We start from the raw sequence: 20,205 nt of genomic DNA on the forward strand, positions 1-20,205 counted from the left end.
AGAGGATTTGAGGGAATGACTTGGTCTTTCCTCTGGATCTTATGAAGAATGTCCGATGTAGTATTGGTCTAAAGATTCTCAATAGAGTCTGAATAGATAGCACATGGAAGTAATACAAACAAAAAAGACTTTACAAAAATGTAAAGTCTTTTTAAGTGAGCGCGAAAGGATTCGAACCTTTGACCGTCTGCTTAGAAGGCAGATGCTCTATCCAGCTGAGCTACGCACCCATTAAATAATTTTGAAAAAATTACTAAAACTGTCGGGGCGGCAGGATTCGAACCTGCGACCTCCTGGTCCCAAACCAGGCGCGATGACCGGACTACGCTACGCCCCGATTATTAGGTCATCTTAACGAATTTTACTTCGTTTTTGCGAGTGCAAAGATAGAAAATTATTTTGAATAAAAAAGACTAATGTGAAAAAATATTTAATAAAATTTTCCTGCATTAAAAGGGTAAAGCCAGAAATATAGGGCTGTTTTCCGAAAGAAATGATCATTGATTGTTTAATATCAGTGTTTTACATTTATAGCTATTCATTTTTTGCTTCCCTTGGACGTAGTAACTTTTTTTAGCAGTAATTTTTTTCTGCACACACGAATAAAAAATTCCTGTCACAAAAATAACTTAGCAGTATTAAAGTCTTAAAGCCACTCAAAAGAAATAATGTACGATGCTTTCTTTGATCGTTTCGCATATTAAGAATATAGCTCTATTCTATGGGGATCGCTATTTATTGGAAAATTGTGAGCTTATTTATTAAAATGAATTCTATAAATGATTCCTTATTTTGTAACGTTTAGGATGAAATTGAGCGAAATACTTTTCATTATCAATTTTAAATTATTAATATGGAATTAAGATGATGCTATTGTCAATATTAACTATTTCACTATTTTTGGAGAAAATTAATTACATGAAAAACTTTTTACTCATTTTACCTGTAGTTTTTTTTCAAAGCGTAGTGGCACAGACCCTAAGTTTTGAACATGATACAGGTGGAAACCAAAAAATCAGGAAGTATTGTGCTACCTGCTCTCCATACAGTAAAGTTGTAAAACAGGAGCTGATCACCGCGGAGAAATTTGTTCCCTCAGTTGATCAAATTAAACTTTATCCCAACCCTACAACAGATAAGGTTAATTTGGTTTGGAGCCCTGAACTGGGAGACCGGATCGAAAAAATTGACTATGTTACCTATAATTTTACCCAGATCCGACCGCTACCTTTTAACAAAAGAGAAGGTAAAGTGGTACTGGATCTTTCAGATCAGCCAATAGGAATGTACGTTATTATCTTCTATCTGAACAACGGAGAAAAACTTACTTACAAAGTACTGAAACACTAACCATATAACTTAAATTATTGTATAATGAGAAAAAAACTCTCACTATTTGTCGTGCTTTTAATAGGCATGGCAAACCTTGTGAATGCTCAGGGTATAGGACAGACTGCTGGGGCTTTTTCCGTATCCTTAAGTGGAGGAGCCAGCTATTCTATTCCTATTAAAAATTTACCGGGGATAAAAGATGTTGCGCCCAGTATTTCCCTGGATTATTCCAGTCAGTCTGGAAACGGTATAGCCGGATGGGGATGGAACATCAGTGGACTGTCTTCCATTATAAGAACGACATCCAACAGATTCCATGACGGAGGAGTAGACCCGGTGGATCTGGATGAAAAGGACAGATTTGTTATGGATGGGCAGAAGCTGATTCTGAAATCGGGAACCTATGGAGGAAATGCTGAATACCAACTTGAAAACTATTCCAATGTAAAGGTAGTTTCTGTTGCTTCTTCAGATCCGTATACACCGTCTTATTTTTTGGTGTATCATCCTAACGGTTCTGTGGCCAAATATGCCTGGGACTACGGTTCAGATGTATTTAACTACAGAATGGTTTCTATGGAGGATGCACAGCATAATACCATCAGCTTTACGTATTCTGTAGGATATATTGAAGCTATAGATTATGGCGGAAATTCCTCTGCGGGAACTCCTAATATCAATAAAATAAAGTTTTCTTACAACAATGCCGCACGTACTGAAAATACTCAGTTCTATGGGGGAATGTCTAAAAATATTTCCAGAAAGCTTGATAAGATAGAAGTGCTGGCCAATAATCTGCTTTTCCGTAAATATCAACTGGAGTATAACACCACATCACTGAATTATGACCGTCTTATAAAAGTTCAGGAATATAACGGCAGCAACGAATCTATTGCACCTGTAACTTTTGAATATGATACAACGGATAACGGAATCACAAATAATTCCAAAACAATTACCAGTGTTTCTCCGGCTTTTGATAACGGAAGCTGGCAGTATGTTTCCGGGTACTTTGATCATGACGGTGCTCTGGATTTTATGACCTATCCGAATTCTAAGGATAAGCTTTACCGGTTTAACTCCAGCCAGCTGATGAATTCTACCTCGAATGTAGCGGGAGGAATGATCAGTGTGCCAAAATTTTCAGATGTATTTACCTCTAAACTGGTACTCAGCAATAATAAATTTTACAATCTTGATGCTATTACTACGGTTTCAGACGGTATTCTTGCTATGGATCAGGAAACTGTTAAATTGAATAATTATATTTCAAATACTTCTTACAGCTCTTTGGATCTGGCCTTTACTAATACCTTTATTTTTCCTGCAGCTTACAATCAAAGATGTTATCCTATAGGGGGAGATGATGTGTATTATTCAAGAATTCCTAAAAGATATATCAGTGGAGATTTTGACGGAGATGGAATTACAGATGTTTTGGCTATATCTCTTCCTTATACGGTATATTATCCTACAATATGCAGTGGAGGACCTTCAGGACCTGTTATAGATCCCAATCCTTTTCCGGGAGAAACCATTCCTACGCACTGCTGCCAGGAAAGTTACACCATGTCCGGATCCAGCGCTTACCTGCTAAAACTTAATGCTACTGATTCTTCAGATCAGCAGCCAATGAGTATTGGATATACCAATGCGATCAGTTCAGCATCAAAATTATACGTTGCTGATTTTGATGGGGATGGGAAGTCCGATCTGTATGTGATCAACAGCGGAAAGATGTATGTCTTTACGGTAGAGGATAACGTTTTTAAGCTGGTTCATGAAACAACAGACAGCTACTTAAACAGTCAGTTAAATTCAGATTTACCAGTTTTTGTAGCAGATTTTAACGGAGACGGTAAAACGGATGTCGTTGTTCCGAGAGGAAATGCCAATACCACATGGTTCTTCTTTACGGCGAACGGAAAGCATTTTAACGGGTCTTCAAAAGATATCGGCATGAACTATTACAAACCGCAGGTGATCAATACATGTTATCCTGATGGTTCTGGCGGTAATTTATGCGGGTATATGCTTCAGCAGTATTTTTATACTTTCGCAGATATTAATGGCGACGGCAAAGCAGATGCTTTCTACCATGATATTCTTACCCCATATAACTATCCACAGGGAGGACAGGCTTATAATTATCCTTATCTGCATTATGGAGATAATTATTCTATCAGGGATAAAGGAGGCGTAAGATATAATATAGGAAGCGATGCCTTCGGATTGCCTAATTTTTCCGGATATATTGACGGATGGCAGAACAATTTCACTTATGGAGGAGCAATTAACAAAGGAACACCAATTTTCCTGAGCAACTCAAGTGTTACCAACCAAAATCTGGACTATGCCTTTTTTGGTGGGGATAAAATCAAATATGTTTCTTTCAAAAAAGATAACCGTATTGATACATCTCTGAAAAGGATCAAAGAAAACGGGATTACAACCACTATTACCTACAGTCCTCTTGTTGATAATGGCAGTGGTATTTATACGGCGGATAACGAAGAAGTATATCCTTTTGCGAATATTAATATTTCACCGTCTACACAGATTGTAAGTAAAGTTACCAAAAGTGCTAATGGGGAAGAAAAAATCCAGGATTATAAATACAAAGGCGCGGTAACCAATCTGGATGGTTTAGGTTTCCTTGGATACAAAGGAATAGCTACTTCATCAGTTTACGGTGGTGATATCACGAAAAAACTATGGACGATAACAAAACAGTCGCCTCAAAAAAGAAGCGCAAATGTTGAATCTTATCTTCTGAATGATTTTGTTGATTTTAATTCACCTTCAAATTTTATCACAAAAAGTACAAAAGTTTATAATACCTCTTTATTGCCTAATAAAGTATTTGTCAATCTTGTTTCACAGGCTGCAAAAATTGATAATTTAACAGGAGTTACCAAAACTACTTTTTATGATATCTACGACAGCTTCAATAACCTTACCAAGCTGAGAGAAGTTGCTCCGGGTGGAGAAAAAGTAACACTTTTTGAATTTGATAATAATCAGGCGGGAGTTTCCAATCAGTATTATATAGGAAGACCTACTAAGAAAAACGAAACACAGACACTGGGAAGTGAATCTTATTCTACCGAACAGGTCTTTGTATACGCCAACAACCTTTTGAGCCAGGTAAAGAAAAAAGGAAACAATACGGATTATGTAACGGAAGATTACGAATATGATGCCTTCGGAAATGTTAATAAAAAAACTTTAACAGCAGTGGGAATAGTACCGAGAATAGAAAAAACTCAGTACGACCCTTCCGGAAGATTTGTAACAAAACTTACCAATACAATTGGCTTTGAAGATAACATGACCTATGATACGAACTTCGGTCTGTTGCTTTCTAAAACCAATCATCTTAACCAGGCAATCACCTATTCATATGATGGCTGGCAGAAGAAAACTAAAGAAACAGATTTCTATAATAAAGAAACCAAATACTTCTATGACTGGATTACGTCAGGTGAATTTGTAAACGGAATCAAGCTGAGAACGGAAGCACCTACAGGAGCTGTAAAAGAAACATTTGCGGATATCTGGGGAAGAAACCGTGTAGAAAGCGAATTGAGTATCAATAACAAATGGATCAATGTAAAAACAGAGTATGATATACTGGACAGAGCATATAAAGTAAGTGACCCGTATTTCTCAACATCTTCTCCTACAAGATGGACATCCACGGAAGTAGATGATTATGGCAGAGTGAAAAAAATAACACTGCCTACCGGAAAAACGGCTTCTTCAACATACAGCGGCCTGTCAGTAACAGTAACAGAAGGACAGAAAACGCAGACCATTACAAGTGATGCATGGGGGAATAAAGTTAAAATGGTAGATAATGGCGGTGAAATTAACTATACTTATTTTGCTAACGGTAATGTAAAGTCCTCTAATTATGGCGGACACGTTGTTTCAACAGAGCAGGACGGATGGGGAAGAAAAACCAAGCTGACAGATCCGTCTATAGATGGTGACCGTACTTATACCTATGATGCTATCGGGCAGCTTACCAAAGAAGAAGATTCTAAAGGTAAAACAACATATGTGTATGACCAGTACGGAAGAACTGTTTCCAAAAAGATTCTGGGAGACAATACAGACATCAGCATTAATTATACCTATAAGCCTAACGGATTGCTGGAATCAGAAATCGGAACGGCAAACGGAATGCCTAATTCATTCACCTATGAATATGATGACTATTTCAGAACCAAGACAAAAGTAGAAGACCTTGCCCACATCATTGTTACAAAAAAATATACATATGACGGCTTTGGAAGAATAGGAACAGAATTTACGGAAACCAAATCAGGGAGTGCCGTAAGCTTTGTGAATATTGAGAAACTATATGCTTCATGCGGAATTCTGGATAAGATCAAAGACATTACTTCAGGAGTGATAATCTGGAAAAAGAATCAGATCAATGAGAAAGGACAGATTCTGAGTGCTACATTAGGAAATGGAGTACAGATCAATAACTCGTACGATTCCAATTATTATTTGTCAGGTATTAATCATATGAATGCCAATAATATTGCTGTTCTGGATAATACCTACAACTTTAATGCACTACTGGGAACATTGGCGTCAAGATCCAATAACTCAATTCAGCCGGGAGGTTGGAATGAAACCTTTGAGTATGACAATTTGCAGCGATTGGTTTCATGGACGGATCCTTCAGGAACCCAGACTCAGAGCTATGACAACTATGGAAGAATCAACAATAGCAGCAACGTTGGTGATTATAAATATGACGCAGCGAGCAGATATCGTAAGAAAGGAATCAATTTAAATGCGATAGGAGATTCTTATTACAGCGTAAATCAGCTTCAGGAAATAGAATATAATGCGAACAGGCTACCGGTACATATTTCTCATGACGGAATTAAAAAGATGGTATTTGGCTATAATATCCATGAGAACAGATCGTCTGCAATGTCAGGCTACGAACCTGGATTCCTGATTTATACAAAGCATAAATATTATTCTGATGATAAAAGTGTTGAAGCTTACAGTTTTAACCTGATAGGCAGACCTAACGGGACTTTTGTTAATAAAAAGATTATTACTTACATAGGTGGGGATGCCTATTCGGCTCCGGCAATGCAAATTCAGGAGTTTACAGTTTCCGGACTTACTAAAACCAGTATCCACTATCTGCACAGAGATTTTCAGGGATCATTACTTGCGATCACCGATCAGAATGGAAATGTACAGGAAAGAAGGCATTTTGATGCATGGGGTAATCTGGTTAAGTTAACCAATGAGGCAGGTGCTACTATCCGTTCCAGAAGTATGATCATCGAAAGAGGATATACAGGGCATGAGCACTTATTTGAGGTTGGCCTTATTCATATGAATGCAAGGCTTTATGATCCTAACCTGCATACGTTCTTATCTACGGATAATTATATTCAGGATCCGCTGAATACACAAAGCTACAACAGGTATGGTTACGTTTTAAATAATCCGTTAATGTATACCGATCCTAGCGGGGAGTTTGCCTTTATCCCTATTCTGATAGGAATGGCATACGGAGCGCTTGTAAGTGCTGCCATTGCAGTGGTAACTTATTCTATTCCTGCCTTATTAAATGGTTCATGGAATCTGAAAGGACTCGGGACTTCTGTTTTATATGGAGCCATTTCCGGGGCTATTACCGGAGGTATAGGGGCCGCCGCCGCCCAGATGGCAGGATCTTTCTGGCAGAGTGCTACGATGAATATGCTGACAAGTGTTGCTTCTCAGGTAGGTACCGGAGTAGCTATGGGAGACAGCATTGGCTGGGGAACTATTGCAGCAGGTGTTGTAAGCGGTTATATGGGAGCGAAAATGAGCGAATGGCAGGCGATTGATGGAAACTGGCTGGCTAATGCAACCGGAGAACTTGTATATAATGCAGGTAAAGGTGCTATATTAGGAGGTGTGTCAGGTACTGTGGCTGCTGCCTTAAGCGGAAAAGATATGGGAGAAGGCATGAAGAGAGGAATGATTAATGGTGCTTACGGTGCCGCTTCTCAGAGTTTTGCAATGACCGTTACCTTTGGAGCTACATTTATTCCAGATAAAGCGAAACTTGAGCAGGTGGAAAAAATGTCCAAAAAAACGGGTGTTTCATCGGAAGGAGTAAGATGGAGAAAAGGAGGACTTTATCAGGTTTTACAGCCTCTTTGGACAAGTGGTGGAGGTAAGAGAGAAGTGACATGGGGAAATAATGTCGCTGTATTCAACAGTACAAATTCGGATACTTACGGGCATGAGTTCGGACATATCATTCAGGTTAGAACCCAAGGCTGGTCAGTAATGCAAGGGAACGGGATCTGGGATCAGGTAGTTACCGGGCAGGACAGCTACATTACACCTGGAACTAATGAATATGGAGCAGAAAAAGCCCTTCAGAATGTAGGAGGATGTACTGTTTTTGCTAACGATGGCAATTGCTATAGACTTAAGTAAAAATGAAAATAATATTTAAAATCAGCGCTTTTCTGCTTGTATGCTTATCATTATGTTCATGTCCCGGAGGAAATTTTAATAAATATTTTCCGGTGGGATCAGACAGGGAAAACCATTCAGAATATGATAAGATTGTGAATAACTCCGATACCATTCAGGTAAAGGTCGGGATTGTGGATGATTTTACCAGTGATAAGAAAATTTACTTAATCGCAAGATTTAAAGAGCCGAAAAATGCTGATTTTAATGTTATTTCAACACAGTACGGAATACTTCACCCGGATCAGGAAAATCCGCAGGTATTCAGAACTGAAATAAAATCGTATAAAAAAAAGGATACGGTAATTCTGTCAAAAGACCGGCAGAAATATTATTTTACACGTTAGTGTAAGAATTCAGATTAATAGAATCCGTCTCACAAACAATTTGTGAGACGGATTCTTTTTTATTTGGCAAAGCACCAGATTTAGCCATTTTATAAAAATCAAACTCCCTTCTTCCTCACAAACAAATAAAAACTCACTCCCGCAAAAATAAGCACTGCAGCTATATTACAGTAATCCAATCTTTCAAAAGAAATGTTTTCAGACATTAAATTTCCATACAACTTATAACCTCCCGTATACGCCAGAAAATCAGAAAACTTTTTCTCATTGGCAAGCCCTGAAAAAATCAGCATGAACACACTAAAACCTATAGGATAGATAAAGCTTTTGAAAATAAGACTCAGAGTCAGCTGAATCATGGTGATGGCAGAAAGGGTAATGGTGAATTTTAAGAAAACATAAAATATCACCTCTCTGAAATCATAATTCTGAAATCCGAGTTCCGGGAAAATAATACTGAAAAGATAACCACTCAGAAGAAAAACAAGGTATGTCAAAATCATAGAAAACCAAACCGTCATCAACATGAAAAGGACTTTTGAAATATATATTTTCGACTTTGAAACAGGGATGGTAAAAAGAATTTTATAATTGTTATTTTGGTACTCTACATCACAACAGGCATAGACAAACAGAGAAACCAGTATTGGGTACAGCATATAAAGAAACAGAGATACTGACTTTCCCAAGATCAGTTTCCACGGATTGGATGTTCCTTCTATCACTCCCGTTCCGCCGTCGGTAACAATGCTGTAGACGTTATAAAGGTCGATAGCGAATATGATAAGGGCGGGAAGCAAAAGGATACCGAAAATTTCCTTATTCTTGGAAAGTTTGTATTGCTCGGAAGAAAAAGCTTTGTAGAAAGTATTAGTCATGGCTTTTAGAAATTAAATTAATAAAGATCTGTTCTAGATTTGTGCTCTGAGATTCTATATCGTAGATCTCAATTCCGTTTTCAATAACTGTTTTTAAGAGTAAATTAAATTTTTCATCACCACTTGCCTTTACTGAAATCTTATTTAGACTGTGTTGCGAAACGGAAAAAGATTCCTTCAGGACGGAAATTGCTTTTTCGCTGTTGCTGATCTTTAGGATATGATCTTTTTCCACTTGGCTCAGGAGTTCGTTCTTGGTTCCCTGGAAAACCATTTTGCCGCCTTCGATAATTCCGATGTGAGTAGCTGTTTTTTCCAGCTCGCTCAGGATATGACTGGAAAGGAAAATCGTTTTACCCTTTTCATTCAGATGTTGGAAAAGTTTTCTCATTTCAAAGATTCCCTGGGGATCCAGACCGTTCAGAGGCTCGTCCAGGATCAGCAGTTGAGGATCATGAAATATGGCCATGGCAATTCCCAGTCGCTGCTTCATCCCCATCGATAGCGCGTTGGCTTTCTTTTTCTTTTCCTTGTGAAGATCTACCAGCTCCAGAACTTCATCAATTCTTTTATTTCCTTTGCCGTAGATAATATCCAGATATTTTAAATTTTCATGAACCGTCAGTTTCGTATAAAAACAGGGTGATTCTATCAGATTTCCCGTGGAGGCGAGAATTTCTGTTCGGTTTTGTTTTAAACTCTTACCTTGGATGAAAATTTTATCGTCCGTCTCTTCCAAAAGTCCCAGAAGCAGCTTTATAGTCGTGGATTTTCCGGCTCCGTTTCTTCCCAGATAGCCATAGACACTGCCTTCCGGAACATTTAAACTGATATTGTTTAAAATAGCTTTAGAACCTATGGTATAGCTCAGGTCTTGAGTAATAATACTTTCCATTATTTCTTGATTGGTGTTAAAACGATATTGGTGTCTATATAAAATATTCCGTCAAAAGAACGGCTCCAGTTCTTTTTCATATCCATTCTCTGGTTGATCGTAGATACAAATTCTTTCTTCAGGAATGAGTTTTCCGGAACATTTCTTAGGTTAAGAAAGAAATAGGGGCTTTTTGTCTTGTGAAATATATTTTCAATCGCAAACTTTCCTGGTCTGTCAGAGATACTTCCATTGTTGTATTGCTGGGCGTATGATGAAAAATCAATGATATATGATGATTTTCCGTATTTATTTCTGATATAAGAACCTAGTGGAAGATAATCTTTACTGTATCTTTCTGCAAAAGAATGAATGTTGGCACACCATACAATTACCTTTTTGTCTTGATAAACAGAATCGATTTGATACATGAGATTCCGGGCCATCAGGGAATCCCTGAAATGCATGCTGGGCATAGATCCCGGTTTGTATTTCCAGTTTTTAGTCATATTATCTTTTATGTCGTGAAAATATCGTGCATACATTGTATTTTCTGGTGCTTTATCCAGCCTTAAAACAATCTGTTCAAGTCTGGTGATCTCTTTGAGGAATTCATTTTTTTGATTTCCTTTTAACACCCTGTTCACATACTTTGGATACATAAATTGATTGAGCTCACCGGTATGTTTATTTAAAATAGGAAAAGTAGTACTATCGATCTTATTTCGGCTTAAAAATTCCTTTAACAGCTTTCCGCGTTTGGATGCTAATGCGCTTCCCGAAAACTGGATGTCAAAACCTCCGATTTCAATAGGATTAACGGATGTTTTCGTTTTTTGATAATACCGGATCAGTGGCTGGGTTTCTTTGGCGTTCCACCAGAATTCGAAAAGTCCAAGGCCTCCGATCGAATCTGCAGAAGTTTTAAGTCTGTGGTGATTCATTTCATCGTTCATGATCCAGGTATCATACTGTCCCGCTTCATAAAGCACAACACTATAGTTCATATGTTCGTGAAGATATTTAATGAGTCTGCTTTTTGCTTCAAAGGTGGAGCCGTCATAATGAGTATTTTCTCCAAGTATGAGTACTTTATTGTCCTTCAGAATAGAGTCAAATATTGTCAGATCACTGTTGTCAGTGTATTCCATAGAAATACTTTTTACAGGATGTTTGTAACGCTCAATTTCTGACAATTGTTCTTTGGTATCCTTCTCCGGAATTTCCTGATATATCATTTGGTTAAGCACAAAAATGGCCATTACAGAAATGATAAAACTATAAAGTATTTTTCTCATGAATTAAAATTTACAGATTGATAAATTTTATTTTGTTTTTATTGATAAGTGCTGTTTTGTTAAATAATGTTACGGTTAGGTATGAATTATTTATAAGAATAATGAAAATAGTGCCATTAGATAAAGTTGTGACGAATTGTCATTGGCTATTTCAGGCAGTAAAATAAATTAATGTTAAACGGAAGCAGAACTATTTAATTAAAAGTGGAAGAGAGGTCAGGTGGAAATGGATCATTTGAAATAGTTGACGAAAAATAGAATACTCTTTTTTTAGCACAAAGTATAATTTTGATACTACGAATTATAAGGAGTACAAAGAGAGAAGGAATTTCACAGATGATTAACTGATCCAGAAAAAGGAATCACTATAAAAAGAAGAAGGCTATATAATCAAAAAAGACTTTACATTTTTGTAAAGTCTTTTAAATGAACTTCTTTGGACGACTTTCAAACCTCTTTTTAGAAGATCTTGAATCTGTTTTAAATGTATGTGGTTGATAATTATATGGTTGAAATTATTTTGTCTTGGCTTCCAGTTGGTTTTAGTTTGATCTAATCTAAAAATAAGATGTTCTTAAATGTAAGGATCTCGGGATGCATTCCCTTTATTGATAACATCTAAAATGATTTCAGTGGTAAGCTCATTATTCAACAAAATTGATTGAAATAATTGGTTGTTCATAATTTGGTGACTTGCAAAGGCAATTTCCGCAAGTTTTTTTCTATATTCTATATTCTATATCATAAAAAAGTTATTATGTATTCCTTCATTTTTATTGAAATAGTATCTACGCAAAAATAAATCGATTTTGTAGGTTGAAAAGTTATTGTATTCCTGTTTTGAGAAGGTCAGAAAAAAACTTTTTTTTCATGAGAAAGCTATAATAATTGCCATATAGCTTTTCAGAATTTGATGGTTTGGACTAGCGAATAAAACGTTGTTAAAATGCAGTTAATGGTATTTTTTTTCTTTACTTATTTTAAATAAAGTACTGAATATTAAAACCCGGAAGGTTTATTTAAAGCCTGTGTAGACCCGTTGGTGCCTCCAAGATCTTGGGTATCATCATTGATATTTTGCTTGGTTATAAGATATTTATAAGCCATTAAATACAGATCAACTTTAAAATTGTTGTAAGTGCCATCTGGATGTAAATAATCCATTAATTTACTGTCGATAAAATTAGCTCTAATGTGCCAAGTTCCGTTGCTTTTAAATGTATTGACATTGGGAGACCCTTGTTTATTATCATTAATCCCGTTACTACCATAATCAAGAGCAACTTTTGTAGAGCCATTATTAAGCTGAAAAGAATAATTATGCACAACCACTAAAAATTTGGTAGCATCTATTTTCGTGTCATAATCTGTGATTCCCGTTGCAGGAACTCCTGAAATGGTAAGCTTTATATAATTAAATAATCCGCTGCTTTCAAGTGTTGGATCATACAGGTCCAGTGTATTTTTAGAAGTGGCAAGAAAATGTCCGCCTGTTTTATCAGGTTCACCGGGATTTCTAAGGTATAAAGAATTGGTATAGCTTGAGCCATTTACATCCAGTGTTTCTGTTGGGTTTGCTGTGTTAATTCCTACTTTTGTATTCTGAGCATTAATGAACAATCCTATAAAAATGATTATTACAGTATATATTTTTCTATTCATGATTTTTTATTGAAGCCCTATGGGGGTGTTAGTTGAAACTCCTGTAAATGTGTTGTTTATATTTCCTGTATAGGTTCCCCAGTCTTTAACAAGTGCTTTTTCATAAACACAAAGGGTAAGTGACCAGGTTCCGTTTTGGGCAGATGTTGTGCCTGCTCCCTGAAAGCTTAAGGTAATTGCATTGTAGGTTTTTCCTGCGTTTGTGATGGAAGTTACTTCTGTGGAATACGCGCCAAATGATTTGATGCTTGTTGTTGTATTGATGCCCGGTGTGGCATCTGTAAAAACGGCACCTGTGATGGCAACGATATATTTGCTTGTTTCCAATCCTGTATTTAAGTTGACAACATCATCCTGGCTTACATTTTTAAGAATAATGTTATAGGTATTAACAGGGGCTACGTTTCGAAGGGCAATATCAAGGAGTTTTACTTTACCTATTGGCATTGTATCTTTTGAACGGGTAAGAAGATAATAGTTCCCCGATGCATATGAATTTACAGTATCAATTACATAGGATTCTATCAGAGATGCTCCTAAAACATCCAGTGTTCCCTGTGGAGTCTTTGTATTTATTCCAACTTGTGCGCTAGTATGGAAACAAGTACATGCAGCAAATAAAAATGTGGTTATCTTTTTCATACGATCTGAATTATTGGATTAAAGGAGCAGTTGCAGCACCTGTTCCGGCGGTATTAATGGTTTGTGCAGAATTGAATTCTCTAGCATAAGCTCTGTCGAAAACCAATAAGTTGAGTGTCCATACACCTTTAGGAAGAGTATCATCGGTTGAGAACCCTACATAATCCGCCCTAAGCTTCCAGGTGCCATTTGAACTGTAAGCAAAAATATCGGGCATAGGAGTAATCCACTGTGCAGTAACTGTATATATCGGCTGAGTAAATCCATGGGAAGCTATGACCACTAAAAACTTGTTTGAATTGATTTTAGTATCATACTCATCTATCCAGTCTTTATCATCATTATTGCAGGTGATTTTAAACTGAATAAGATTAATAGGTGCCGGAGTAGTAGGCACAAAAGAATCATTATAAGATGTGATCTTGTTCTGGGGAGACGGAGATTTAATTAAAAAAGAATAATTTTCATCTGGTCCCAGTTTTTCAATCGGATCTTTTAATGTCATCCCCGACGTTTTCATGGTGCCATTCACCGTCAGTTCCTTTTCAGGAGTAGATGTGTTGATCCCAACATTTCCTGCGCTTTGAGCATGCACAGAAATCATAGTACCGAGTAACAGTACTGTCGAAATAATTTTAATCATTAATTTTTGTTTTAAAATTTTTTTTTTATTCTCAGTATTCAAATGTAGAATCTAAACTTTGAATTTGCTTTTCCATTTGGCGATGGTATTTCGGCTTAGTTTAAAATGAATTGACAATTGTGTATTATTGAGGTTGTGTTTTTTTTGATAATTGAGTATTTTGAGAATAGATGGATCATCATAAGAACGAAGCCGCTGATTCTCTGAAAATATTTCATGGTTGCCAAAAATCCTTTGATTAAGCTGAATAATGTCCAAAACACTTAATTGCTTTTTTGATAGTATAGATTCGCATTCGTTGAGCTTATCGGGAAATTTTTTAGCAAGGATGTCAGAATATATTTTTTTATAGTAGGGTGGGTTTACTTCGTGTTTTCCTTTTTTCATTCTTGTGGGGCGGTTTTTAGATCTATTAATTCTTCAAGAGTTATTATTTTACCTCATTTTATTTAAATAGTTGATAATCTGTGTTGTGATTTTTGTTAAAAATAGATTGATGGTGATGAGGGCTCTCTTAAAATACTTCATTGCTCCAGAATTTTTTTCGTTTAAGCTGAATGATTTTCAGCAATATTTGTTTATTTTCTGTTTTTCTCTATCCACTTGTACAAAGTAGTTTTAGGAATATTGTACTCTTCAATAATTTGCTTTTTTGTTTTCTCTCTCTTTTCAACCATTTCAAGCATAAAATCAATTACCTCTCTGGTATATATATTTTTACGAAAATGATGCATTTTCGAATTTTCTTTATTCTTTTTATTATCTGCTGAAGCCGGAGAATAAAGAATCAGGTTTTGGGAATAAAATCTGAAAAAATCATATTCCAGAATTTTGGACCATTTCAAAAGAATTTCAGAATCAAGGCTTTTAGAATTATACATAGCTAAAATATCCTCGCTGGAACACTTGAAAAACTTGCAAAGCTGGGTAATGTCTACATCACATTCCAAAACTCGTTTACTGACCATGAGGCCAATGTTGATATCTTTAAAATTCATTAAAATAAATCGTATTAAAAAGTAAAAAAGACTGCTACAGTATTAATACATGGCTAAAATTTTCTTGAAAAATACTAGAGGGGGTGAAAAGTACTGTGTAAAGTCTTTATTGTAGAGAATATTATATTATTTGTGTTAGACGTACTTTATTGTCCGTTGTAAAATAGTTCTGGCAGAATTTATTGCTTATTTATATCTCCACTATTCATTTAAGTTTTTTTTCTGTAAATATTTGTATTTTCATTTATAAGTGTTTTTTTTGTCTGATAGACTATAGGTTTCATAATATTCTTTCCCTATATAAAGAGTTATATATAAGAAATTGAAAAATGATTGATATTTTTCATTATTTTAAATGTCCTCATATATTATTAGATTTGTAACTTACTTTTGCAAAATTAGTTGATAGAAACAATCAAAAATTTCAACCCTAAATTGAATTTTAAATTTCATTATAACTTTTAATATGTTGTAAATCAGTGTTTTGTATAAGTTGTTTTTTGAAATACATTATGATGGTCACTAATAACGAATTGATAAATACATCTGTGGATGCATTAAAGAGAAAATTGATTTCTCAGTATGTGAATTTAATGTCAGGAATATTACTAGGATACTCTTTGGTATTTTATTTCGTTATTAAAGATTCTTTTTTTGCAGCCTGTACGTTGGCTTATTCCGTTTTAATGTTTTATACATTTATGATTATCCGTAAAAGCTACAATATTAAAGTCCTTGTGCATCTTTACATGACGTATGCACCGTTATTTGCAGGATTTATCATGCTTGACTTTTGGAGATATTCTGCTGCTACTGCAATGTGGCTGTTACCGGTGCCACTGGGAGCTCATATTTTTCTCGGTAAAAAATACGTTTATGTTTATGCGGTATATATATTTCTGATCATCGTTGCAGTGAGTATTCTTAACAGATTTTTTACGTTTGATTATTTCGCGCTAAACGATGTAAATGTTATTGTAATTTCTGACACCTTTGTTGGCTTGGTGAATCTGGCTGTATTCTTAGTTTTATTGTATTACAATGAAAAAATCATGAAAGTGAAAATAGAAGAGAATACCCATAATAGGATGGGATTTTCTTATACGGACAATCAGAATAAAGTGGATGTTAATTTTACAAATGATGCTCAAGTGGGCATACCTGCTGAATTCATTGAAAAAGATAAGGAGATTTCCTCAGAGGACGAGAACATAGACAAGTATATAGCTTTATTTGAAGAGGTGAAAAACATGGTAGAGACGAAGGCTTATTTTAAAGATGTAGATTTTACGATTTCTCAACTCTCTAATATGTTGAAATCTAATAATTTATATGTTTCTAAATCAATTAGATTAAATGGTTTTTCAAACTTCAATCACTACCTGAATACCTGCAGAATCGAGAATGTAAAAAAGCTGATTCATGAAAATGATATCAGCAGAGTTACTTTGATGTACATCTACACAGAATCCGGGTTTTCAAATCAATCTACTTTTAACAGGGTGTTTAAGCAAATCGAAGGAATAACCCCATCCGAGTTTATAACGATGATCAAAACAAAGGAAAACTCATAATCCGGAAAGTCTGTAGCTGTTGATTAATCTTCAATTATTGACCAAGGTTTTACATTATATTCCAAAAAAAGGTCGGCATATTCGTGCCGACCTTGCTATTGCTATGAGAATACTTTTATTTCCAAAAGCTCCATTTCAATCCATCAAATACAGCGATTGTTTTACTTACTATATCGTAGCATATCGTTCCTGCGACAGGACTTTTCATACTTGTCACAGGATTATTAACCTTGGGTAAAACCAATGCTTTGCTAGCTGATTCAAGCACCAATACTCCTTGTGCTGGAGAGCTTGCAGCACCAATAATGACACCTCCTCCTGCTTCCGCAGAAGCATTGGCCATTGTGCCCGTAAGACTTCCGGCATCGGATAGCGATACCCACAAATCATTTTCACGCATTTTTACTCTAAGATCTGTTTTGTCCAGCAAAAATGTTCCATTGCTTGCCGCAGTTCCTGTTGGAAGAGTATCTACCATAGGAAGGATAATTCCTGTATTGGATAAAGGAAAATCCAGAATAGCATCTCCATCTACAGAAGCTTTGCCCATGCCCACCTGTGCTGTAAGGCAAGAAAAGCTGGCCAAAATGATTGTTGCGATTATTATTTTTTTCATTTTAATTAATTTAAAAATTATTACTCATTACAGCTTCTCACGACACAATGCCAACTTGTTCCGTTGTAAAGTTTCATGCATTTATCTACTATGTCGTACATAAGCATACCTTCTACAGGGTTTGCCACAAGAGAACTTTGAGAACGTGTAACAACGAAACCTCTTGTTTTTGATTCCAGAGCTACAGCACCATTTGGAAGGTTTTCCGGCCATCCGCTTTGTTTAGTCTGAATGGTAATACCGATTTTTGTAATGGTATCCGCAGGAGAGGTATTCGGGTCTTTTGTACAGAAGCTGAATTTTGCAAACGTAAAAAACTTTCCGTTTGGAATTTGGATCCCGGGAGTAGCGTTGCTTGTTAAAGGTATATTCACAACATTCGTAGTGATGGCAGCATCATCCGCATAAACCAGATAAGTAGCCTGAATGTCGGAGGTCTTGATATACAGATTCTGTGCTGTTCCTGTGGATTGTACTTTCCATCTGCGGTTCATTATGTTCTGCGCATTGTAGGTTGTTGCCGCACCGTTGTTCCCCGTTATGAAATAGAACTGATCATTAGCAATATCTGTGTGATTAGCACCGCTGTTTGCGGTGGTAAAATCATTGTTGGTACTCATGGTAATAATATCTGCTACAGCATCCTGTGATTTTGAAATTCTCTGATGCAAACCTTCAATATCGTCTCTTGCTATACCAATCACGTTGGTCTGATAGGAACTGGCAGCTGTAGACCATACATTGGTAGCGTTAGTACTTGTATAATTCACAGGAGATGCAAAGGTGCCTAAAGTAACACCATATTTAATTGCAAGATAGCTTTCAATTCTGTTCTGCTCAGCAGAAGTTATCTGTCTTTCATATCCAATAGTTTCCTGATAGTCAAATCCTCCTCTTTCCAGACCTCCGTCCGTATCTGTATTCAGGTGAAAGTTTCTACCTGTAAATAAGGGAGGTGTATAACTGGCTGGAACATCACTTTTACCATTTATTTTGTAGGGATAAGCACTTGCCACTCCTGTAATATATGCCCAACCTAAAATATTGTTATTGGATGGATTGAATAAGTTAGCTACTGTTCTGTCTATACTTGTATTCCACGTAAATAAGCCTGCAGTAGTAGCATTACTAATATATGCTCCCATTTCTGCAGCGTTATATGGTGAAATCACAGATAAATTTAATGGAGCTCCGCTTACATTCATTTGTACATTATAACCAACTGAAGGAGAACCTCCGGCACCTGCTTTAGATACACTGTAGAATGTTCCTCCGGTTCCTGTTGCTGTTGCTGTTGCAGAAAAAGCATTGAGCATTCCTAATCCTGCACCCGCAACCATTCTTACTGCCGGATTGAAATTGGACCCCAAATTCATGTAGGTAGGACTTGCACTATGATTGATGAATCCCGATAATGCCTGGAGCTGTCCGCCAACGGCTGCTGAATTGTTCCAGGATGTTACTGTACCGCCTTCGGTGGTTGTATTTGTTCCAAAATCGGCTTTATTCCAAACCTGAAGGTTATTAATGACTCCTCCGGGAGCATATATCTGAGCCGCAAAAGTAAAATACTGTCCATCTGCTAGCGAAACATCAGCATAGTTGTAAACAACTCCGTTGATAGTCTGCGTATTGGCCAACATATCGGTAACGGTATTACCTACAGCAAAGGTAGGATCTGAGCTATTCTGAACAAGTTTTAAATTATTCAATCCTTGAGGCCACATAATTCTTACTGTGCCTACTGACGAGGTATTCTGAACTTTCCAGACTGCGTCAAAGCGATAATTAACTCCCGGAATACCACTGATTGCAACCGAAGGTGTTTTTGCCAACCCGTTATCTCCTACAAGAAGAAATTGCCGATCGGTCAACGTTCCGGAATTGGAAGCATTGGTATTGGCCATACCTGTAAGTCCAATCAGTATCTGCTGCCCTGAGTTAATACTCATCGATTGTTTTTGATACAATAGAGAGTTATCATCTCTACCAATTCCGGTGATATTACTGAGGTACCCCGCGTTGGTGACGGCATTCCAATAATTTGTTGTTCCATCCGAGGCAATGTAATTACCAAATTTTGTAATTCCGTACTTCAAAGAAAGATAGCTTTCTATCTGTAGACGTCCTGTAGTTTGTGTTGTATTGTAAATGATAATTTCAGCAATATCGGCATTAGCAAACTTATTGATACTGGTACCTTCGGCTCCCACCCAGAATCTTGCGGATCCTGCTATATCAGTACTATTGTTAAATGTAGTGGATATTGGATTTCCATTAAGATATGCCGTAGCTGCGTTAGAAGTTCCATTGAGTGATTGAAGGCGGGTTTCATTTATAGTTGGAGCTGTTGTGATAATGCTGCGGTTTGTGATTAACATCCCACCGTCTGAATTGCCACCCACATTCCAGGTTCCTCCGGCACCATCGGAATGATTGTAGATAGGATTCATTGCTGAGCCCAGTTTCCGATAAACAACATATTGCGATGTTGTATAGGGAGCTGAAGCTGTAGTTGTTACAGTTTGTGGAATATTAGAGGCTGTGGCTAAACGGTCATCTGTACCGTCAAATCTTATGGACGGATTAAAATTAATCTGACTTGACGTGGGCAAAGTAGTGGCTCCGCCCTGTTGAACCAAATTATATAAAGCAGAAGCGCTGTTGTTCCATCCAATCACATTGCTTCCGGCAGTTATTATTCCAGCATCACCTTTATACCATAGCTGATGTCCGGCAATTCCACCGGGACTTTGCGCTTTTGTGAGCATGGGCATATTCATCATCAGGAATATACCCATTAAAGTATTTATTTTTTTCACCTT

14 protein-coding genes and 2 tRNA genes are annotated in these 20,205 nt (G+C 36.6%); 4 read left to right on the forward strand and 12 right to left on the reverse strand.

Translation table 11 applies throughout. The annotated features are described in order from the left end of the window. Positions 1–156 precede the first annotated feature (156 nt). Both BUC06_RS11030 and BUC06_RS11035 read right to left on the reverse strand, forming a co-directional pair. Positions 157–230: transfer RNA gene (locus tag BUC06_RS11030), tRNA-Arg, on the reverse strand. 32 nt (positions 231–262) lie between these two features. Continuing rightward, positions 263–337: transfer RNA gene (locus BUC06_RS11035), tRNA-Pro, on the reverse strand. Between the two features lie 581 nt (positions 338–918). Here BUC06_RS11035 and BUC06_RS11040 point away from each other — a divergent pair. Genes BUC06_RS11040 through BUC06_RS11050 form a run of 3 tightly spaced genes read left to right on the forward strand, consistent with a single transcriptional unit; the run spans position 919 to position 8,195 of the window. Then, positions 919–1,350, forward strand: coding sequence for a hypothetical protein (locus tag BUC06_RS11040; RefSeq protein ID WP_073333752.1), 432 nt, complete (start codon positions 919–921; stop codon positions 1,348–1,350). Between the two features lie 24 nt (positions 1,351–1,374). After that, on the forward strand, positions 1,375–7,809 hold the full coding sequence (locus BUC06_RS11045) for an RHS repeat-associated core domain-containing protein (RefSeq protein WP_083564053.1): 6,435 nt from the start codon (positions 1,375–1,377) through the stop codon (positions 7,807–7,809). A gap of 2 nt (positions 7,810–7,811) precedes the next feature. Continuing rightward, positions 7,812–8,195: a hypothetical protein gene (locus tag BUC06_RS11050; RefSeq protein ID WP_073333757.1), complete on the forward strand. Its 384-nt coding sequence runs from the start codon at positions 7,812–7,814 to the stop codon at positions 8,193–8,195. Positions 8,196–8,293: 98 nt separating this feature from the next. Here BUC06_RS11050 and BUC06_RS11055 read toward each other — a convergent pair whose 3' ends face one another. The 8 genes from BUC06_RS11055 to BUC06_RS11090 all read right to left on the reverse strand — a co-directional run bounded on the left by BUC06_RS11055 (position 8,294) and on the right by BUC06_RS11090 (position 15,160). Further along, complete coding sequence (locus tag BUC06_RS11055; protein ID WP_073333759.1) at positions 8,294–9,073, reverse strand: ABC transporter permease; 780 nt, start codon at positions 9,071–9,073, stop codon at positions 8,294–8,296. Continuing rightward, on the reverse strand, positions 9,066–9,968 hold the full coding sequence (locus BUC06_RS11060; RefSeq protein WP_073333762.1) for an ABC transporter ATP-binding protein: 903 nt from the start codon (positions 9,966–9,968) through the stop codon (positions 9,066–9,068). Before BUC06_RS11060 ends, BUC06_RS11055 begins: the two co-directional genes overlap by 8 nt. After that, positions 9,968–11,245 (reverse strand): erythromycin esterase family protein, encoded by a 1,278-nt coding sequence (locus tag BUC06_RS11065; protein WP_073333765.1) that lies wholly within the window; start codon positions 11,243–11,245, stop codon positions 9,968–9,970. Before BUC06_RS11065 ends, BUC06_RS11060 begins: the two co-directional genes overlap by 1 nt. 999 nt (positions 11,246–12,244) lie before the next feature. Next, positions 12,245–12,907 carry a hypothetical protein gene (locus BUC06_RS11070; RefSeq protein WP_073333768.1) on the reverse strand — a complete coding sequence of 221 codons (663 nt, stop codon included), beginning with the start codon at positions 12,905–12,907 and terminating at the stop codon, positions 12,245–12,247. A 6-nt stretch (positions 12,908–12,913) separates the two neighbouring features. Continuing rightward, the gene (locus tag BUC06_RS11075; protein ID WP_073333772.1) at positions 12,914–13,549 is read right to left on the reverse strand and encodes a hypothetical protein; all 636 of its coding nucleotides are present in this window, start codon (positions 13,547–13,549) and stop codon (positions 12,914–12,916) included. Between the two features lie 10 nt (positions 13,550–13,559). Next, complete coding sequence (locus BUC06_RS11080; protein WP_073333862.1) at positions 13,560–14,192, reverse strand: hypothetical protein; 633 nt, start codon at positions 14,190–14,192, stop codon at positions 13,560–13,562. Positions 14,193–14,243: 51 nt separating this feature from the next. Next, complete coding sequence (locus BUC06_RS11085; RefSeq protein ID WP_073333779.1) at positions 14,244–14,579, reverse strand: transposase; 336 nt, start codon at positions 14,577–14,579, stop codon at positions 14,244–14,246. 191 nt (positions 14,580–14,770) lie between these two features. Then, entirely contained in the window at positions 14,771–15,160 is a 390-nt protein-coding gene (locus tag BUC06_RS11090; RefSeq protein ID WP_228423702.1) for a helix-turn-helix domain-containing protein, read from the reverse strand. 623 nt (positions 15,161–15,783) lie between these two features. Here BUC06_RS11090 and BUC06_RS11095 point away from each other — a divergent pair. Further along, complete coding sequence (locus BUC06_RS11095; protein WP_167367415.1) at positions 15,784–16,764, forward strand: helix-turn-helix domain-containing protein; 981 nt, start codon at positions 15,784–15,786, stop codon at positions 16,762–16,764. A 115-nt stretch (positions 16,765–16,879) separates the two neighbouring features. Here the strand turns inward: BUC06_RS11095 and BUC06_RS11100 are convergent, their stop codons facing one another. Then, positions 16,880–17,380 carry a hypothetical protein gene (locus tag BUC06_RS11100; RefSeq protein ID WP_073333788.1) on the reverse strand — a complete coding sequence of 167 codons (501 nt, stop codon included), beginning with the start codon at positions 17,378–17,380 and terminating at the stop codon, positions 16,880–16,882. A 20-nt stretch (positions 17,381–17,400) separates the two neighbouring features. Beyond that, positions 17,401–20,202 (reverse strand): DUF8202 domain-containing protein, encoded by a 2,802-nt coding sequence (locus BUC06_RS11105; RefSeq protein ID WP_139263347.1) that lies wholly within the window; start codon positions 20,200–20,202, stop codon positions 17,401–17,403. Positions 20,203–20,205 lie beyond the last annotated feature (3 nt).

This window comes from Chryseobacterium carnipullorum (assembly GCF_900142785.1).
GTDB lineage: Bacteria > Bacteroidota > Bacteroidia > Flavobacteriales > Weeksellaceae > Chryseobacterium > Chryseobacterium carnipullorum.

What these genes read in the sequence shown, in the direction of transcription:
- BUC06_RS11095 (WP_167367415.1), top strand. Translation starts at nt 15,784, where the DNA reads ATGTCAGGAATATTACTAGGATACTCTTTGGTATTTTATTTCGTTATT.
- BUC06_RS11060 (WP_073333762.1), bottom strand. Translation starts at nt 9,968, where the DNA reads ATGGAAAGTATTATTACTCAAGACCTGAGCTATACCATAGGTTCTAAA.
- BUC06_RS11065 (WP_073333765.1), bottom strand. Translation starts at nt 11,245, where the DNA reads ATGAGAAAAATACTTTATAGTTTTATCATTTCTGTAATGGCCATTTTT.
- BUC06_RS11085 (WP_073333779.1), bottom strand. Translation starts at nt 14,579, where the DNA reads ATGAAAAAAGGAAAACACGAAGTAAACCCACCCTACTATAAAAAAATA.
- BUC06_RS11080 (WP_073333862.1), bottom strand. Translation starts at nt 14,192, where the DNA reads ATGATTAAAATTATTTCGACAGTACTGTTACTCGGTACTATGATTTCT.
- BUC06_RS11075 (WP_073333772.1), bottom strand. Translation starts at nt 13,549, where the DNA reads ATGAAAAAGATAACCACATTTTTATTTGCTGCATGTACTTGTTTCCAT.
- BUC06_RS11055 (WP_073333759.1), bottom strand. Translation starts at nt 9,073, where the DNA reads ATGACTAATACTTTCTACAAAGCTTTTTCTTCCGAGCAATACAAACTT.
- BUC06_RS11090 (WP_228423702.1), bottom strand. Translation starts at nt 15,160, where the DNA reads ATGGTCAGTAAACGAGTTTTGGAATGTGATGTAGACATTACCCAGCTT.
- BUC06_RS11100 (WP_073333788.1), bottom strand. Translation starts at nt 17,380, where the DNA reads ATGAAAAAAATAATAATCGCAACAATCATTTTGGCCAGCTTTTCTTGC.
- BUC06_RS11070 (WP_073333768.1), bottom strand. Translation starts at nt 12,907, where the DNA reads ATGAATAGAAAAATATATACTGTAATAATCATTTTTATAGGATTGTTC.
- BUC06_RS11045 (WP_083564053.1), top strand. Translation starts at nt 1,375, where the DNA reads ATGAGAAAAAAACTCTCACTATTTGTCGTGCTTTTAATAGGCATGGCA.
- BUC06_RS11040 (WP_073333752.1), top strand. Translation starts at nt 919, where the DNA reads ATGAAAAACTTTTTACTCATTTTACCTGTAGTTTTTTTTCAAAGCGTA.
- BUC06_RS11050 (WP_073333757.1), top strand. Translation starts at nt 7,812, where the DNA reads ATGAAAATAATATTTAAAATCAGCGCTTTTCTGCTTGTATGCTTATCA.